We start from the raw sequence: 17,718 nt of genomic DNA, 5'->3' as shown, positions 1-17,718 counted from the left end.
CCTTTTAGCCGCTGGCGAAGCCTGCGTTCGGCGGCGCAGCCGTCGTAAATCCTGAGTTTGCGTTTTAACTGAAAGACCGCAGGGCCTCTTCTCGCGACTGCTGCGCCGCCGAACGCAGCCTTCGGCAGCTGCTACTGACCAGGGTTGCCGGTATAGAGCCGGATGATGTCATTGATCTCCCCGGACGTTTTCATTTGCAGCAAGGTGTTCAGGATGCGCTGCACGGGCACCTTGGGGTCATTGCGCATATAACAACGGACGGTTTGTTCATGCACCAGCGCTACGCTTTGCAGTTGTCGGTCGGGTAGCAGGCGCTGGTTGAACCAGTCCAGGGTCCATTGGTTGCTCACAGCGTAGTGGTAGCGTCCGGCCAGCAGTTTTTCCAGCACCTGTTCCTGATTGCGCGCGTCTTCGCGGTGCAGCCGGTCGGAATCGAACAAGGGTTGCAGAGTCGGGTAGTTATAGCCGCGCACGGTGCCGATCGACTGTCGCGGCAGGCTCGCCAGGTTGACGGATGTGGGTGAGTCGCGCCGACCAATCAGCAAGTCGCGCTGGACCAGCAGTGGCACGCTCCAGCTGTAGTCCCCGGACAGGTTCGGCAACCAGGATGGTGAGACATGGCAGCGGATATCGACTTCGCCATGGTCCATGGCGTTTTGCACTCGCGCCCGAGGCAACACATGAAATTCTGCCGGCATGCCGACTTGTGTCGCCAGGCTGAGCATCATGTCGTACAAAATGCCCTGGATCGGCCGCCCGCGCTCGAGTTGCACCATGGGCATGGCCCAGCTGTCGGACACGACAAAGCGCAACGGCGCCTCGGCGGCTGCGACGCTCAGGCTGACCAACAGCAGTGCCCCCAAGGCAAAACGCATGAACGCTCCGGTACGGCTCAAACCTGAGCCAATAAAAGCCCCTCAAAGTGCAGCTTAGCCAGAATAGACGAGCACACCGGATGCAATTTTGGCCTTGCTCCGCTAGCATTAGCCGCTTCTGTTCCTTCGTTGCGACGGTTTTCGATGAGTTATCAGGTTCTTGCACGTAAATGGCGTCCGCGCTCGTTCGGCGAAATGGTCGGCCAGACCCATGTGCTCAAGGCTCTGATCAATGCCTTGGACAGCCAGCGGCTGCACCACGCGTACCTGTTTACCGGTACCCGCGGGGTCGGCAAGACCACCATCGCGCGGATCATCGCCAAATGCCTGAACTGTGAAACAGGTATCACTTCGACCCCCTGCGGCGAGTGCTCGGTGTGCCGCGAAATAGATGAAGGCCGCTTCGTTGACCTGATCGAGATCGACGCCGCGAGCCGGACCAAGGTCGAAGACACCCGCGAGCTGCTCGACAACGTGCAGTACGCGCCGAGCCGCGGGCGCTTCAAGGTTTACCTGATCGACGAAGTGCACATGCTCTCCAGCCATTCCTTCAATGCGCTGTTGAAAACCCTTGAAGAGCCGCCGCCCTACGTCAAGTTCATCCTGGCTACCACCGATCCGCAGAAACTTCCGGCAACGATTCTTTCGCGTTGCCTGCAGTTCTCCCTGAAGAACATGACCCCGGAGCGGGTGGTCGAGCATTTGACCCACGTGCTGAGCGTCGAGAACGTGCCGTTCGAAGACGACGCGCTGTGGCTGCTGGGCCGCGCCGCCGACGGTTCGATGCGCGACGCCATGAGCCTGACCGATCAGGCCATCGCTTTCGGTGAAGGCAAGGTCATGGCCGCCGACGTGCGGGCCATGCTCGGTACTCTCGATCACGGCCAGGTCTACGACGTTTTGCATGCGCTGATCGAAGGCGACGCCAAGGCGTTGCTCGAAGCCGTGCGTCATCTGGCCGAACAAGGCCCTGACTGGAACGGCGTGCTCTCGGAAATTCTCAATGTGCTGCACCGTGTCGCCATCGCCCAGGCCCTGCCTGAAGGCGTCGACAACGGCCATGGCGACCGTGATCGGGTGCTGGCGCTGGCCCAGGCGCTGCCGGCCGAAGACGTGCAGTTCTATTACCAGATGGGCCTGATCGGGCGGCGGGATTTGCCGCTGGCGCCGGACCCGCGCGGTGGCTTCGAGATGGTCCTGCTGCGAATGCTCGCGTTCCGGCCGGCAGATACTGCGGACGCGCCGAGGCAACCGCTAAAGCCAGTGGGGATCAGCCAGGCCACAGTTGATTCCGCAAATTCAGTGGCTGCCGCGCCGGTTGTTGTGCCGGTAGTCGCTACGGCCGTTACTCCGCCTCCGGTTGTGCCTGTGGTTGCACCAGCCCCTGTCCCGGTAGCCGCGCCCGAGCCGGTCGCTTGCGTGCCTGCGCCTGTGGTCGAGCCTGAGCCCGAACCTGTTGTCGAGCCCGTAGCGGTCGAAGAGGTCGTTGATCTGCCGTGGAACGACCCGGTAGAGCCCGAAGTTGTCCAGCAGCCCGCCGTCGAGCCGGTGCTGGAAACGGCTGGCGAACAACCCGAATTGCCACCGATGCCCATGCCGACCCCGGACAGTGTGGTGCCGGATGCGCCGGAATGGGCTGCTGCGCCGATCCCGGAACCGTCCGTGGCCGAAGTCGATGCCGCTACGCCAGGCATGGATCAGGACGACGAGCCGCCGCTGGACGAGGACTACATCGAGCCAGACATGGATTCGGCCTACAGCTACCTCGACGACCTGGCCAGCGAGCACACCGCCGAACCTGCGCCGGAACCCGAACCTGAACCGGCCGCGATGCCGGCCACCGGCCTGGCCCTGCAATGGCTGGAGTTGTTCCCGAAGCTGCCGGTATCCGGCATGACCGCCAGCATCGCCGCCAACTGCACGCTGATCGCCGTCGATGGCGACAATTGGTTGTTGCACCTGGACCCGGCCCACAGTGCCTTGTTCAACGCGACACAACAACGTCGCCTCAACGATGCACTGAACCAGCTTCACGGGCGCACGCTGACCCTGAGCATGGAGCTGATCAAGCCCGAGCAGGAAACCCCGGCTCAGGCCTCATCCCGGCGTCGCGCCAATCGTCAGCGTGAGGCCGAGGAATCGATCCACGGCGATCCGTTCATCCAGCAAATGATGCAGCAGTTCGGGGCGGTGGTCCGTCACGATACTATTGAACCTGTCGAGGCCCTGGTCAGTCAGGGCTAATAACTGAAGGCGCTTGGCCACATTCGCCGGGCGCTGTTTTTATCCAAGTACTTTTGAGGTGATTCCCATGATGAAAGGTGGCATGGCCGGCCTGATGAAGCAGGCGCAGCAGATGCAGGAAAAAATGGCCAAGATGCAGGAAGAGCTGGCCAACGCCGAAGTCACCGGTAAAGCCGGCGGCGACATGGTCACCGTGGTGATGACCGGTCGTCACGACGTCAAGCGCGTAACCATCGACCCAAGCCTGGTCGAAGGCCTGAGCGAAGACGACAAGGAAATGCTGGAAGCGGTATTCGCCGCAGCCGTCAACGACGCCGTGCGCAAGATCGAAGCCAACAGCCAGGACAAAATGTCCGGCGTGACCGCTGGCATGCAATTGCCACCGGGTATGAAACTGCCATTCTGATTCGCCAACGCGCGTCGGATGGGTTACAAAAAAATGCCAGGCATCGCGCCTGGCATTTTTGTTTCTGGCCCCTCTTTGTAGGAGCGAGGCTTGCCCGCGAAGACGGCGGCACAGTCAACATTGATGTTGCCTGACACATCGCCTTCGCGAGCAAGCCCGCTCCCACAGGGATCACCTGAATCCCGTGGGAGCGTGGCTGCCCGCGATGAAGTCACCTCGGTACAACTGACGAAACTGCGAACCCGACACCGCCACAAAGGTCTGCCCCCTATTACAGCCGAAATTCATCGATCAAGGAGACGCTCACATGTCACAAGCATCGAGCCTCAACCAAATCGTCCTGCAACTTCGGCAAACGGGTGGTGCGGGTTGCGTGGACTGAGTAATTGACGCTGTTATTTGACGCTAAACAGAGGCGCGGGTATAAACCGCGTCTCGTTGTTATGTCGGACTTTTCCCCATGAGCTTCAGCCCTTTGATTCGCCAACTGATCGACGCCCTGCGAATTTTGCCGGGCGTGGGTCAGAAAACTGCCCAGCGCATGGCGTTGCAACTGCTTGAGCGTGATCGCAGCGGCGGTTCGCGACTGGCCCAGGCACTGAGCCAGGCCATGGAAGGAGTGGGCCACTGCCGCTTGTGCCGCACGCTGACCGAAGACGATCTGTGCCCGCAATGCGCCGATCCACGCCGCGACGACACCTTGCTGTGTGTGGTGGAAGGTCCGATGGACGTTTATGCGGTGGAGCAGACCGGTTTTCGCGGTCGCTACTTCGTGCTCAAAGGCCATCTGTCACCCCTCGACGGATTGGGGCCGGATGCCATCGGCATTCCACAATTGATGGCGCGGATCGAAGAAGCGGGCACGTTTGCCGAAGTCATCCTCGCCACCAACCCGACGGTGGAAGGCGAGGCCACGGCACATTACATCGCCCAGTTGCTGAGCAACAAAGGCCTGATCGCCTCGCGCATCGCCCATGGCGTACCGTTGGGTGGCGAGCTGGAACTGGTGGACGGCGGGACATTGGCGCATTCGTTTGCCGGGCGTAAGCCGATTTCGCTGTAACGGTGCTGTCTGGACTGACGTCTTCGCGAGCAAGCCCGCTCCCACATTTGATTTGTGTACGCCGCAAATCCCCTGTGGGAGCGGGCTTGCTCGCGAATGGCTCGCCTCGGTTTCCTTGATTCACACAGTCCACTTGAAAACCAAGCAAGCGCTCGATTAACTTCGCTGAACCTTCAGTGGAGCTCGCCGATGCCTGCCTTTCAGGAATACTTCGACCCCAGCCACCAATTGGTCCGCGACAGCGTCAGACGTTTCGTCGAACGTGAGATTCTTCCGGACATCGACCAGTGGGAAGAAGCCGAAAGCTTCCCTCGTGAACTCTACCTAAAAGCCGGCGAGGCGGGGATTCTGGGTATTGGTTATCCCGAAGCCTTGGGCGGTAGCCATGAAGGGGACCTGTTTGCCAAGATCGCTGCCAGTGAAGAGCTGATGCGCTGCGGTTCCGGTGGTCTGGTCGCGGGGCTGGGCTCGCTGGACATTGGTCTGCCGCCGATCCTCAAGTGGGCCAGGCCCGAAGTCCGCGATCGAGTTGTGCCTCAGGTGCTGGCGGGCGAGAAGATCAGCGCCCTGGCTGTCACCGAGCCCAGCGGCGGCTCCGACGTCGCCAACCTGCAAACCCGCGCCGTGCGAGACGGCGACTTTTATCGGGTCAGCGGCAGCAAAACCTTCATTACCAGTGGCGTTCGTGCGGATTTCTACACCGTCGCGGTGCGCACCGGCGAGCCGGGTTTTGGCGGCATCAGTTTGCTGCTGATCGAGAAGGGCACACCCGGTTTCACCGTCGGTCGTCAGTTGAAGAAAATGGGCTGGTGGGCGTCAGACACCGCCGAATTGTTTTTCGATGATTGCCGGGTGCCGGCGAGCCATCTGATCGGGGTCCAGAACATGGGCTTCGCCTGCATCATGGGCAACTTCCAGAGTGAGCGTCTGGCCCTGGCACTGATGGCCAACATGACCGCGCAAATGGCGCTGGAGGAAAGCCTGAAGTGGGCTCGTCAGCGTGAAGCCTTCGGTAAATCCATCGGCAAGTTCCAGGTGCTCAAGCACCGGCTCGCGGAAATGGCCACGGCGCTGGAGGTGTCACGGGAGTTCACCTACCGCCAGGCAGCGAAAATGGCCGCCGGGCAGAGCGTGATCAAGGAGATTTCCATGGCCAAGAATTTTGCTACCGACACGGCTGATCGCATTACCAACGACGCCGTGCAGATCCTCGGTGGCCTGGGTTATATGCGCGAGAGCCTGGTGGAGCGGCTGTATCGCGATAACCGGATTCTGTCGATCGGCGGCGGGACGCGGGAAGTGATGAACGAGATCATCAGTAAGCAGATGGGGCTTTAATCTGCGGTGTGGCGGCTGGCGTTTTCGCGAGCAAGCCCGCTCCCACATTGGCCTCTGTCGTTCACAGAATTCGTGTACGCAAGAGATCCAATGTGGGAGCGGGCTTGCTCGCGAAGGCGTCAGTGCAGACGCCGCCTTACTTATCGCTCAACGCAAACTGCGTCAGGCAAAACGTCGGAATCCCCATGTCTTCCAGCCGCTGCGAACCACCCAGCTCCGGCAAGTCAATGATCGCCGCCGCTTCATGCACCCGCGCGCCCATGCGCCGAATCAGGTTCGCCGCCGCGATCAGCGTGCCGCCGGTGGCGATCAGGTCATCGAACATCACCACCGAGTCACCCTCGCACAGGCTGTCGGCGTGGACTTCGAGAAAGGCTTCGCCGTACTCGGTCTGATAACCCTCGGCCAACACGTCGGCCGGCAGTTTGCCCTGCTTGCGGAATAGCACCAGCGGTTTGTTCAACTGATAGGCCAGGATTGAACCGATCAGGAAGCCACGGGCATCCATGGCGCCGATGTGGGTGAAGTCGGCTTCGACATAACGATGGGCAAAGCTGTCCATCACCAGGCGCAGGGCCGTGGGCGACTGGAACAGCGGGGTAATGTCGCGAAAGATCACGCCCGGCTTGGGAAAGTCAATCACAGGGCGGATGAGGGATTTGATGTCGAAGGAGTCGAAGACCATCGTCGAAGTGTCCTGGCAGGCTGCAAACGTCTCAGTATAACGGCGGCTGAACCGTTTCGCTCAGCCGCCATTGCCAGGATCAGCCGTCGAGCGAGCCGCCGGCCAGGGCGCAGAGCTGGATCGGGTCGAGGATATGTATTTCCTTGCCCTCGGCGGCGATGAGTTCGTTTTGCTGGAAGCGGGTGAACACCCGCGACACGGTTTCCACCGCCAGGCCCAGGTAATTGCCGATTTCGTTGCGCGACATGCTCAGCCGGAACTGGTTGGCCGAGAAGCCCCGAGCGCGGAAACGGGCCGACAGGTTGACCAGGAAAGTGGCGATGCGCTCGTCGGCAGTTTTCTTCGACAGCAGCAACATCATTTGCTGATCATCACGAATCTCGCGGCTCATCACCCGCATCAACTGACGGCGCAGTTGCGGCAGTTGCAGAGCCAGTTCATCGAGGCGTTCGAAAGGGATTTCGCACACCGAAGTGGTTTCCAGGGCTTGTGCCGAGACGGGGTGCTTTTCAGTGTCCATGCCCGACAGGCCGACCAGTTCACTCGGCAAATGGAAGCCAGTGAGCTGTTCTTCGCCGCCATCGCTCAGGCTGAAGGTCTTGAGGGCGCCGGAGCGTACTGCATAAACGGAATCGAACGTGTCGCCCTGACGAAACAGGAATTCGCCTTTTTTCAGCGGGCGGCCTCGTTTGACGATTTCGTCCAGCGCATCCATGTCTTCCAGATTCAAAGAAAGTGGCAGGCAGAGAGGTGCCAGGCTGCAATCCTTGCAATGGGCCTGGCTATGAGCGCGCAGCTTTACTGGCTCGGACATTTCTTTAATCCTTGTGGGAAAACACACATAAGCCGTAAGGGTAACTCACGGGAGGACATTCGGGCCAGCCTGCGACAATTTAACCGCAAGGCCTTAGATCACTCGTGAATAGCGTTGACGATTGGTGTGTTCCAGATACGCATCGAAAACCATGCACACCGAACGCACCAGCAGCCGGCCTGCGGGCTGTACGGTGATCCGCTCATTGTCCAGCTCGATCAGCCCATCTTCGGCCATATCCAACAGCTGTGGCCAAAGCTCGGCGAAATAACCACGAAAATCGATATTGAAGACTCGCTCGATTTCCAGGAATTCCAGGCTGAAATGGCAAATCAACTGCTGAATCACGGCTCTGCGCAAGCGATCGTCAGCGGTGCATATCAGGCCACGGCTGGTGGCCAGTTGAGCGGACGCCAATGCGTTCTGGTACTGGTTCAGGTCGCTGCTGTTCTGGCAGTACAAATCGCCGATCTGGCTGATGGCCGATACCCCCAGGCCGATCAAATCGCAATGACCATGCGTGGTGTAGCCCTGGAAGTTACGTTGCAGCGTCGATTCTTCCTGAGCAATCGCCAAGTCATCGTCAGGCAGGGCGAAATGGTCCATGCCGATGTAGCGGTAACCGGCAGCCGTCAGTTGTTCGATGGTGCGCTGGAGCATTTCCAGCTTCTGTGCCGGTGCCGGTAGATCGTTGCCATTGATCCGCCGTTGCGGCATGAAGCGTTCCGGCAGATGGGCGTAGTTGAACACCGAGAGCCGGTCCGGTTGCAGGCTGATGACTTCGTCGACGGTGCGGGCGAAGTTCTCGGGCGTCTGCTTGGGCAGGCCGTAGATCAGATCGATGTTGATCGAGCGAAATTGCAGGGTCCGGGCAGCGTCGATCACCGCGCGGGTTTCTTCCAGGCTTTGCAGGCGATTGACCGCCCGTTGTACCGCCGGATCGAGGTCTTGAACGCCAATGCTGACCCGGTTGAAACCCAGTTCCCGGAGCAGGCCCATGGTCGACCAATCAGCTTCGCGAGGGTCGATTTCGATGCCATAGTCGCCGGAATCGTCGTCCAGCAGATTGAAATGCTTGCGCAGCTGAGCCATCAACTGGCGCAGTTCGTCGTGACTGAGAAAGGTGGGTGTGCCGCCGCCGAAATGCAGTTGCTCGACTTTTTGCGTCGGGTCGAGGTGGCAGGCAATCAGCTGGATTTCCTGTTCCAGGCGCTGCAAGTAGGGCAGGGCGCGGCCACGGTCCTTGGTGATGACTTTGTTGCAGGCGCAGTAGTAGCAAATGTTCGCGCAGAATGGCACATGCACATACAGCGACAGCGGCCGCTGGGCTTTACGGCTGTCGCGCAGGGCATGAAACAGGTCGAAGGTGCCGACCTGGCTGTCGAATTGCACGGCGGTCGGGTACGAGGTATAGCGCGGTCCCGCCAGGTCGTAACGGCGGATCAGATCTGTGTCCCAACGAATGGCGTCGAGCATGCGGGCATTCCCCCGGATAGGCTGGCAATGTCGGCGAGTCTAGGGAGAAGTGCGCAAAGGCATCTTGATTTGCATCAAGGGTCGGGATTTGTGTTGCAGGTGCGGGCTCCATCGCGGGCAAGCCCGCTCCCACAGGGTTGTGTTTGGATCACCGAATTGGGTAATCCTCAAATCCTGTGGGAGCGGGCTTGCCCGCGATGGGGCCACTGCCGATCTAATGCCCCATCAGCCAATGCTGATGCGGCCCTGGCAAGGTCCAGATGCCGAACACCATCACCAGCAAGCCACCGGTCATGCGGATGCTGCGTTTGCGCAATAGCGCCGTGACGCGCTCGGCGGCAAGCCCTGTGGCGAGCAGCACTGGCCAGGTGCCCAGCCCGAATGCCAGCATCAGCAATGCACTGTCCAGCGCATTGCCCTGGCTCGCCGACCACAGCAATGTGCTGTAAACCAGCCCGCACGGCAGCCAGCCCCATAGCGCGCCCAGCAACAGGGCGCGGGGCAGGTTCGACACGGGTAATAATGTGTTGGCCATCGGCTGGATATGCCGCCACAGGCCGCGACCGAGGCTTTCGATACGGGTCAGGCCGCTCCACCAGCCGGCCAGGTACAGGCCCATAGCGATCAGCAGCAGCCCGGCGAGAATGCGCATGAACATCGCCGCCGGGCTATTGGCCACGGCCCAACCGGCCAGGCCGATCAGCAGGCCGGCCGCGGCGTAGCTGAGAATGCGCCCCAGGTTGTAAGCCAGCAACAATCGAAAGCGTCGGCTGCGTTGTTCCTTGGGGATCGCCAGGGTCAACGCGCCCATCAAGCCGCCGCACATGCCCAGGCAATGCCCGCCGCCGAGCAAGCCGAGGATCAGCGCAGACACCAACAGTGGCGCCAACTCAAGCATGGGGCGGCGCCTTGTCGTCCGGTTTGGCCGGATGGCCGCCGGCCTCGTCGACCGCTGCCTTGTGGTTCGGGTCCTGATCGTCGAACAGGATGCTGTGGGCCGGGCCGTCGAGATCGTCGTACTGACCGCTGTCGACTGCCCAGAAGAAGATATAGATAGCGATGGCCACGATCAGCAGCGCGGCCGGGATCATCACGTAGAGAGCTGGCATCTGGACTCCATGCCCGCGCGGCTCAGGCCGGCAACGGGCGGGTTTCTGGCGTGGTGCCGACAGCCGGCGCGCTCGGCAGGCGAGTCAGGCGCAGGGCATTCAATACCACGGTCAACGAACTGATCGACATGCCAACCGCTGCCCATACCGGAGTGATCCAGCCGAGGGCGGCGAACGGCAACATGAGGCCATTGTACAGTGCTGCCCACAGCAAATTCTCGATGATGACCCGACGGGTGCGGCGGGCCAGGCTGAAGGCCTGCACCAGCGCATCGAGGCGGTTCGACAACAGCACCGCGTCGGCACTGGTTTTCGCCAGATCGGTGGCCGACCCCATCGCCACGCTGATGTCGGCGGCGGCCAGCACCGGCACATCGTTGACCCCGTCACCGAGCATCAACACCTTGCGGCCTTCCTTGTGCAGTTGTTGCAGCACCTGCAATTTATCGTCCGGACGCAAACCGCCTCGGGCCTCGTCGATGCCCAACTCGGCAGCGACGCTGGCGACCATCGGCGAGCTGTCGCCGGACAGCAGCAGCGTGCGCCAGCCGCGAGCCTTGCAGGCCGCCAGCAGGGCAGGCGCGTCGGCACGTAAACGGTCATCGAGTACGAACCACGCCAGCGGCCCCTGGCTGTCGCCGAGCAACAGCCATTGGCCAGGCTCATCGGGCATTACTGGTGTTTGAGCGCCGCTGAGTTCGCACACAAACCCCGGTTGGCCAATGCGCAGGCGTTGGGCGCCGACCAGCCCCTCAAGGCCCAGGCCCGGTGTGCTGTGAACTTCTTCGGCGGCCAGCGGTGCGCGACCAAATGCCCGGGCAATCGGGTGCTCGGAGCGGTTTTCCAGGGCGGCGGCGAGGCTCAGGCATTGATCGCTGGTCAAGGCTCCAAGTGGCCGGATCGAACGCAAGGCCAGGCGACCTTCAGTGAGGGTGCCGGTCTTGTCGAAAATCACCGTGTCGATCTGGTTCAGGCCTTCCAGCACATGGCCGCGCGTCAACAAAAGACCGAGCTTGTGCAGCGTGCCGGTGGCGGCGGTGAGGGCGGTTGGCGTGGCCAGCGACAAGGCGCACGGGCATGTTGCAACCAGCATCGCCAGGACAATCCAGAACGCCCGCGAAGAATCCAGTTCCCACCACAGCAGGCCAATGGCAGCCACCGCGATAAGCGACAACAGCAAAAACCATTGCGCGGCGCGGTCGGCGATTTCCGCCAGTCGTGGCTTTTCGGCCTGGGCGCGATCCAGCAGGCGGACGATGGCCGACAGTCGCGTGTCCTGCCCCAGCGCCAGGACTTCCACGGTCAGCGCACCTTCAACGTTCAAGGTGCCGGCGGTGACGGCATCGCCCGGGGTCCGTGGTTGTGGCAGGTATTCGCCGGTCAGCAGGGATTCGTCGATGCTCGACTGACCGTCGAGGATCTTGCCGTCGGCCGGCAGGATCGCACCGGGATGCACCAGCACCTGATCGCCTACGCGTAACTCGCTGAGCAGAATCCGTTCGCTCTGGCCGTCGGCGCTCAGCCGCAGGCAGGAGGCGGGCAACAGATTGACCAGCTGAGCGGTCGCGGCGGCGGTGCGTTCCCGGGCACGACGTTCCAGATAACGCCCGGCCAGCAGGAACAGTGCAAACATCCCCACCGCATCGAAATACAGTTCGCCGACCCCGGTGATCGAGGTCCAGATCCCGGCGATGTAGGCGCTGCCAATCGCCAGCGACACCGAGACGTCCATGGTCAGGTGACGGGTGCGCAGATCGCGCATCGCCCCTTTGAAGAACGGCGCGCAGCTGTAAAACACGATCGGCGTGGTCAGAAACAGCGCGACCCAGCGCAGGATGGTGTGCAGCTCGGGACTGAGGTCAATGTTGAATTCCGGCCAGGTGGCCATGGTTGCCATCATCGCCTGGAACCACAGCAGCCCGGCGACACCGAGTTGACGCAGCGCCAGACGGTTTTCGCTGGCCAGTTGTTCACTGGCGCGGTCGGCCTGATAGGGGTGGGCGGCGTAACCGATGTGGCGCAATTCGCTGAGCACCTGGCTCAGTGGTAATTGCGCGTCGGCCCAGCGCACATGCAGGCGGTGGTTGGACAGGTTCAAGCGTGCTTCGGCCACCGCTGGCAGGCTACGAAGATGCTTTTCGATCAGCCAGCCGCAGGCGGCGCAACTGATGCCTTCCATCAACAGAGTGGTTTCGGCGAGTTCGCCTTCGTGGCGGACAAAGGGTTGTTGCACATCGGCGCGGTCGTACAGCGCCAGTTCGTCGACCAACTGCACCGGCAAGGCTTCGGGGTTGGCCGAGGCTTCGCTGCGATGCTGATAATAGTTTTCCAGCCCACCGGCCACGATGGCCTCGGCCACTGCCTGGCAACCCGGGCAGCAGAACTCGCGGGTATCGCCGAGGACAGCGGCGGTGAAGCGGCTGCCGGCCGGGACGGGCAGGGCGCAGTGGTAGCAGGGGGTTGGATTGGTCATGAGGTTTTCACTGGTGCCGCTGAATCTCTGTCGTCAGGTAGGGCCTCTTCGCGAGCAAGCCCGCTCCCACATTGGTTCTGTGTCGTGCACCGAGTTTGAGTGCACCAATAATCCAATGTGGGAGCGGGCTTGCTCGCGAATGCGCGAAGCGCAGGTTTTTATTTTTTCAGGTCTTCCGCACCCTGCAGCGGCTCATCACCGAGCAGCAGATCCTTGGCATGGCTGACCTGTTCTTCTTCGAACATGCGCCAGATCTTGTCATCCTGCACACCCAGCAATTCGACGAAGCGACGACCTTCAATCTTGTCGCTCAACTGGCCGATGTAGCGGCCCTGTTCGGTTTCGCTGCGGGCCAGGGTGATCTTGCGATCCTTCTCCGGCTGAGTGGGTGAAATCAGGTTCAGCTCAAGGGTTGCAGGCGTGCTGTTGCCGCTCAGGCGCAGGTCGACTTCGCCGGTCACGTCATCCAGATGCACGCTGGCACGCAGTTGCAGGGTCTGGGCCAGCAGTTCGCGGTCCAGAGAACGGTTGATACCCTTGCCGGCCTCGTAATAGTTGTCGTTGACCAGGTTGTCCGGGTTGTTCACCGCGATGGTCACCATCGACAGGGTCAAGGTCACCGAGCAGGCCAGGATGGCGATGATAATCCACGGCCAAAGGTGCTTGTACCAGGGACTTGCGGCAGTTGCTGCGGGCATGATCACTTCTCTCAACGAATTTGTGGGCCGATGAATCGGCTCTTGGCTTCAACGTGGACGTTGGCGTCATCGGCATCCTTGAGGATGAATTTCACCTCGTTGGTGCTCGACGGCAATTGTTCCGGTGCGCTGGACAGTTCGACCGGCTGGCTGAAAATCTCACCGGCGGCGACTTTGATCTCGCGCTTGCCTTGCAGCTTGAGATCCGGCAGGCCGGTGGCTTCCAGCACGTACGTGTGGTCGCGCTGGTCCTTGTTCATGATCTTCAGGCTGTAGACGTTTTCGATCCGGCCTTCGGCGTTCTCGCGATACAACACGCGGTCTTTGCTGACGTCGAAACCGACCAGCGAACGCATGAAGAACGCGGTCATCAGCAACGCGATCATCGCCAGCAGCACCGTGGCATAGCCGATCAGGCGTGGGCGCAGTTTATGGGTTTTTTGCCCGGACAGGTTGTGCTCGGTGGTGTAGCTGATCAGGCCGCGCGGGTAATCCATCTTGTCCATGATGCTGTCGCAGGCGTCAATGCACGCCGCGCAGCCGATGCATTCGACTTGCAGGCCGTCACGAATGTCGATACCGGTGGGGCAGACCTGGACGCACATGGTGCAATCGATGCAGTCACCCAGGCCCTGAGCCTTGTAGTCGATGCCTTTCTTGCGCGGGCCACGGCTTTCGCCACGGCGCGGGTCGTAGGAAACGATCAGTGTGTCCTTGTCGAACATCACGCTCTGGAAGCGTGCGTACGGGCACATGTAAATGCACACCTGCTCGCGCAACCAGCCGGCGTTGCCGTAGGTGGCGAGGGTGAAGAAGCCGACCCAGAAATACGACCAGCCATCCGCCTGGCCGGTGAAGAACTCGGTTGCCAGTTCGCGAATCGGTGAGAAGTAACCGACGAAGGTCATGCCGGTCACGAAGCCGATCAGCAGCCACATTGTGTGCTTGCTGAACTTGCGCAGGAATTTGTTGGCGCTCATCGGCGCCTTGTCGAGCTTGATACGCTGGTTGCGGTCGCCTTCGGTGACCTTTTCGCACCACATGAAGATCCAGGTCCAGACGCTTTGCGGGCAGGTATAGCCACACCAGACCCGACCGGCATACACGGTAATGAAAAACAGGCCGAAGGCACTGATGATCAGAATGCCCGAGAGCAGGATGAAATCCTGAGGCCAGAAGGTCGCGCCAAAAATGAAGAATTTACGCTCCGGCAGGTTCCACCAGACGGCCTGATGACCGCCCCAGCTCAGCCACACCGTGCCGAAATACAACAGAAACAGCCCGGCCCCGCCGATCATCCGCAAATTGCGGAACAGGCCGGTGAAGGCACGGGTGTAGATCTTTTCTCGAGAGGCGTAGAGGTCGACGCTGTTGTTCGCGTTCTTGGCAGGCGGAGTGACGTCGTGTACCGGAATCTGATTGCTCATCGTTGCATCCCACGGCAGTGGAAAAATGCCTCGGTCAGTACGTGCCGACCGCGGTCAAAAAGAGGTGTTGCAGTGGCGCAATGATACGCCTGTCGCTCTAGATCAAGGGTGCGACCTTTGGTCGCGTTGGGCAAATTCAATTGATGGTGTAATGACTTGAATCAATTGACTTGTGGGTTTCGTCGATTTTTCGCTTTGCAGATTAGAGTCTAGGCGATTCATAGCCTTTGCGCTGCCGTAGCGTCTGAAACGGCAAGGTTTCAACCTTTGCGTGTGTAGTTGTCCGAGATGAAATATTAATAAATCCAGGTTAACTAAAGTTGAAGTTGGCTTCGGTTTTTTGTGCGATTGAAATATATTTATTTAATTGGCGCTGGTTGTGCCTTTGAAGTTTTTTATTTTTTCAAATATGTTGTTGTTCTGCGATATTGATATCGCCTGGATATGTCTAATTTACATGGAGTTTTAATGCTATGGCTTCTAATAAAGTTGTAAGGTTTTTGCTGGGAGTGTGTTTGTTGTCTTCGGTTACTTTTGCTCATGCGATACAGGGTACTCCTCGGCATATGGTGTTTGCCTCTGATACGCAATATCCGTGGACAGACAAAACAGATAGCAGGGCGCCTGAATCCGATGCGGACTTCGCTGTACGTTCCAAATGGTTGGTGGAAACCCAGCTTGCAAGTATTGCTGACTTTCGAAACAATCAGGGGGCGCAATCACAAGTGCCACTGATGATCAACGGCGACATAACCGCTTTCGGCCATGGCTGGCAACGATCGTATATGAAGTCGGCATTAGAGAAGTACTTCAAGGGTGATTATCTGTACGGTTTGGGTAATCACGATTATGAAAATAACGTGGATGATTGTTTTAGTAATAATTGTGCGGCGGGCAGTATAGTCGAGTTCAATAAACATCATGCGGGTAAGGTGGATAGCTTTGATTTGAAAGTTACTGGCTGGTTCCTTGATACGCTGTATTCGGGTAGCCTCGCTTATTCAAAGAATATCGGTGAAGTTCACATGGTGCAGCTCAATAACGAGCCCACTTACACGACGAAAATTTCTCACGAGTTGAACCCGACGACGTTCGACATCACCAGTGCATTGGACTGGCTTGAGACCGATCTTATGCTGGCCAGATCTCAGGGCTACGCCATCATCATTAATATGCATAAGCCGCTCGAGATGAAGGGGAACGCTGAGCAACAAAAGCGCTTTCGCGAAATGATCAGCAAGTATCAAGTGACTGCAATATTTGCCGGTCATTTGCACAAAAACGGAGGTGATTCCTATTGGTTGGGAAACGTGCCGATGTATCTGAGCGGCAGTACCTCTCAGCAAACCTACCTGATCGCCAGCTTTACCGAGGATCGCAAGCAGTTGCAGATCTATCTGGTGAAGGATAATCAATGGCAGAGCCGGACGCTGATCGATACGATTCCTGTGAAATCGATTTTCGCTAATCGCCCATAAAAAAGGCCCCGCCAGATCACTGGCGGGGCCGTTTGTTGTTGCGATCAAGCGTTTGCCTTACTGGGCGTCCGCTTCCGGCGCTTTCTCACCGTGAGACAGGCTGTAGACGTAAGCGGCCAGCAGGTGAACCTTGTCGTTGCCTTGCAGCTGTTCTTGCGCAGGCATCTGGCCCTGACGGCCGTAACGGATGGTCTGCTGCAGTTGAGCGAAGCTCGAACCGTAGATGAACGCCGCCGGGTGGGTCAGGTCAGGTGCGCCCATCGCTGGCGTACCTTTGCCTGCCGGACCGTGGCACGCCACGCAGTTGGCAGCGAACAGTTTCTGGCCGGCAACCGGGTCAGCCTTGGCGCCTTCCGGCAGCTTGCGGCCATCGAGGTTGGTCAGCACGTAAGCGGCAACATCGCTGACACCTTGTTCACCGATCACTGCAGCCCAGGCCGGCATCACGGCATGACGACCGCCCATGATGGTGGTCTTGATGGTTTGCGCATCACCGCCCCAGCGCCAGTCGGCGTCGGTCAGGTTAGGAAAGCCATAGGCGCCTTTGGCGTCGGAGCCGTGGCAGACCGAGCAGTTGGAGGCGAACAGGCGGCCACCCATCTTCAGGGCTTGCGGGTCTTTGGCGACTTCTTCGATCGGCATGGAAGCAAACTTGGCGAAGATCGGGCCGAACTTGGCGTCCGACCTGAGCATTTCCTTTTCCCATTCGTGAACGCCGGTCCAGCCGGTCTGGCCGTTGGCGAACGCGGTCTGCTTCTCGTTATCCAGGTAGTTGTAGCCCGGCAACAGGCCTTTCCAGTTACCCAGGCCCGGGTACAGCACCAGATAGCCGAGGGCGAAGATGATGGTGCCCACGAACAGCATGAACCACCATTTCGGCAGCGGGTTGTCATACTCCTCGATCCCGTCGAAGGAGTGGCCGACCGTTTCATCGGTGGATTCGCTGCGCTGGCCCTTGCGGGTGGACAGCAGCAGCCAGGTCAGGGCGAAGATGGTGCCGAGACTGAGGACTGTGACGTACAGACTCCAGAACGTAGTCATTCTTTGTTACTCCTAGAAGCTTGCTCGACGTGCTTGATGGCTTCGGGATCATCCGCGAAAGGCAGCAAGGTCGCGTCTTCAAACTCCGACTTGCGCTTGGGGCTGAACACCCACAGCGCCAGACCGATGAAGGCCACCATCACAACAACGGTGCCCAGGCCACGAATCATCCCGATATCCATCTAAATCACCGTTTGCTTTTGATGATGGTGCCCAGGCCTTGCAGATAGGCCACCAGCGCGTCCATTTCGGTTTTGCCCTTCACAGCATCCTTGGCGCCGGCGATGTCTTCGTCGGTGTAAGGGACGCCGAGCGTGCGCAAGACTTCCATTTTCTTGGCGGTGTCTTTGCCGTCGAGCTTGTTTTCCACGAGGAACGGGTAGGCCGGCATTTTCGACTCAGGCACCACGTTGCGCGGGTTGTACAAGTGCGCACGCTGCCAGTCATCGGAGTAACGACCGCCGACACGGGCCAGGTCCGGACCGGTACGCTTTGAACCCCACAGGAACGGGTGGTCCCAAACGCTTTCACCGGCGACCGAATAATGGCCGTAACGTTCGGTTTCAGCACGGAACGGGCGGATCATCTGCG

17 protein-coding genes are annotated in these 17,718 nt (G+C 59.7%); 5 read left to right on the top strand and 12 right to left on the bottom strand.

All coding sequences use genetic code 11. The annotated features are described in order from the left end of the window. Nucleotides 1-131 precede the first annotated feature (131 nt). The gene (locus tag PMI36_RS04540; protein WP_008075175.1) at nucleotides 132-875 is read right to left on the bottom strand and encodes a substrate-binding periplasmic protein; all 744 of its coding nucleotides are present in this window, start codon (nucleotides 873-875) and stop codon (nucleotides 132-134) included. A gap of 144 nt (nucleotides 876-1,019) precedes the next feature. Here PMI36_RS04540 and dnaX point away from each other — a divergent pair, with 144 nt between their 5' ends. The 4 genes from dnaX to PMI36_RS04560 all read left to right on the top strand — a co-directional run bounded on the left by dnaX (nucleotide 1,020) and on the right by PMI36_RS04560 (nucleotide 5,926). Beyond that, nucleotides 1,020-3,119: a DNA polymerase III subunit gamma/tau gene (gene dnaX, locus PMI36_RS04545; RefSeq protein WP_008075174.1), complete on the top strand. Its 2,100-nt coding sequence runs from the start codon at nucleotides 1,020-1,022 to the stop codon at nucleotides 3,117-3,119. 67 nt (nucleotides 3,120-3,186) lie between these two features. Beyond that, a complete protein-coding gene (locus PMI36_RS04550; protein WP_007905413.1) occupies nucleotides 3,187-3,525 on the top strand; it encodes a YbaB/EbfC family nucleoid-associated protein in 339 nt (112 codons plus the stop codon). 460 nt (nucleotides 3,526-3,985) lie between these two features. Next, complete coding sequence (gene recR / locus PMI36_RS04555; protein WP_008075173.1) at nucleotides 3,986-4,588, top strand: recombination mediator RecR; 603 nt, start codon at nucleotides 3,986-3,988, stop codon at nucleotides 4,586-4,588. A 189-nt stretch (nucleotides 4,589-4,777) separates the two neighbouring features. Beyond that, complete coding sequence (locus tag PMI36_RS04560; RefSeq protein WP_008075172.1) at nucleotides 4,778-5,926, top strand: acyl-CoA dehydrogenase family protein; 1,149 nt, start codon at nucleotides 4,778-4,780, stop codon at nucleotides 5,924-5,926. 136 nt (nucleotides 5,927-6,062) lie between these two features. Here the strand turns inward: PMI36_RS04560 and PMI36_RS04565 are convergent, their stop codons facing one another. The 8 genes from PMI36_RS04565 to ccoG all read right to left on the bottom strand — a co-directional run bounded on the left by PMI36_RS04565 (nucleotide 6,063) and on the right by ccoG (nucleotide 14,608). Beyond that, on the bottom strand, nucleotides 6,063-6,611 hold the full coding sequence (locus tag PMI36_RS04565; RefSeq protein WP_008075170.1) for an adenine phosphoribosyltransferase: 549 nt from the start codon (nucleotides 6,609-6,611) through the stop codon (nucleotides 6,063-6,065). A gap of 79 nt (nucleotides 6,612-6,690) precedes the next feature. Next, nucleotides 6,691-7,425 carry a fumarate/nitrate reduction transcriptional regulator Fnr gene (gene fnr / locus PMI36_RS04570; protein WP_008075169.1) on the bottom strand — a complete coding sequence of 245 codons (735 nt, stop codon included), beginning with the start codon at nucleotides 7,423-7,425 and terminating at the stop codon, nucleotides 6,691-6,693. A 93-nt stretch (nucleotides 7,426-7,518) separates the two neighbouring features. Then, a complete protein-coding gene (hemN, locus tag PMI36_RS04575; RefSeq protein WP_008075168.1) occupies nucleotides 7,519-8,901 on the bottom strand; it encodes an oxygen-independent coproporphyrinogen III oxidase in 1,383 nt (460 codons plus the stop codon). 214 nt (nucleotides 8,902-9,115) lie between these two features. Next, nucleotides 9,116-9,799 carry a sulfite exporter TauE/SafE family protein gene (locus PMI36_RS04580; protein ID WP_008075167.1) on the bottom strand — a complete coding sequence of 228 codons (684 nt, stop codon included), beginning with the start codon at nucleotides 9,797-9,799 and terminating at the stop codon, nucleotides 9,116-9,118. Beyond that, nucleotides 9,792-10,010 (bottom strand): cbb3-type cytochrome oxidase assembly protein CcoS, encoded by a 219-nt coding sequence (gene ccoS / locus PMI36_RS04585; protein WP_008075166.1) that lies wholly within the window; start codon nucleotides 10,008-10,010, stop codon nucleotides 9,792-9,794. The genes PMI36_RS04580 and ccoS overlap by 8 nt, the downstream gene beginning before the upstream one ends. 22 nt (nucleotides 10,011-10,032) lie before the next feature. After that, nucleotides 10,033-12,483 carry a heavy metal translocating P-type ATPase gene (locus PMI36_RS04590; protein WP_008075163.1) on the bottom strand — a complete coding sequence of 817 codons (2,451 nt, stop codon included), beginning with the start codon at nucleotides 12,481-12,483 and terminating at the stop codon, nucleotides 10,033-10,035. A 158-nt stretch (nucleotides 12,484-12,641) separates the two neighbouring features. Continuing rightward, nucleotides 12,642-13,181 carry a FixH family protein gene (locus PMI36_RS04595; RefSeq protein ID WP_008007039.1) on the bottom strand — a complete coding sequence of 180 codons (540 nt, stop codon included), beginning with the start codon at nucleotides 13,179-13,181 and terminating at the stop codon, nucleotides 12,642-12,644. Nucleotides 13,182-13,192: 11 nt separating this feature from the next. Continuing rightward, a complete protein-coding gene (ccoG, locus tag PMI36_RS04600; protein ID WP_008075162.1) occupies nucleotides 13,193-14,608 on the bottom strand; it encodes a cytochrome c oxidase accessory protein CcoG in 1,416 nt (471 codons plus the stop codon). A gap of 473 nt (nucleotides 14,609-15,081) precedes the next feature. Between ccoG and PMI36_RS04605 the strand changes: the two genes are divergently transcribed. Next, a complete protein-coding gene (locus tag PMI36_RS04605) occupies nucleotides 15,082-16,086 on the top strand; it encodes a metallophosphoesterase family protein (RefSeq protein ID WP_008075161.1) in 1,005 nt (334 codons plus the stop codon). Between the two features lie 57 nt (nucleotides 16,087-16,143). Here PMI36_RS04605 and ccoP read toward each other — a convergent pair whose 3' ends face one another. The 3 genes from ccoP to PMI36_RS04620 all read right to left on the bottom strand — a co-directional run. Beyond that, nucleotides 16,144-17,127, bottom strand: coding sequence for a cytochrome-c oxidase, cbb3-type subunit III (ccoP, locus tag PMI36_RS04610; RefSeq protein ID WP_008075160.1), 984 nt, complete (start codon nucleotides 17,125-17,127; stop codon nucleotides 16,144-16,146). Then, nucleotides 17,124-17,309 carry a CcoQ/FixQ family Cbb3-type cytochrome c oxidase assembly chaperone gene (locus PMI36_RS04615; RefSeq protein WP_003175465.1) on the bottom strand — a complete coding sequence of 62 codons (186 nt, stop codon included), beginning with the start codon at nucleotides 17,307-17,309 and terminating at the stop codon, nucleotides 17,124-17,126. Before PMI36_RS04615 ends, ccoP begins: the two co-directional genes overlap by 4 nt. A 5-nt stretch (nucleotides 17,310-17,314) precedes the next feature. Further along, the coding region (locus PMI36_RS04620) for a cbb3-type cytochrome c oxidase subunit II (protein WP_008075159.1) at nucleotides 17,315-17,718 on the bottom strand (404 nt) is incomplete at its 5' end.

This window comes from Pseudomonas sp. GM79, from assembly GCF_000282495.1.
Taxonomy (GTDB): Bacteria; Pseudomonadota; Gammaproteobacteria; order Pseudomonadales; family Pseudomonadaceae; genus Aquipseudomonas.
This window is presented reverse-complemented; position numbering and strand designations above follow the sequence as displayed.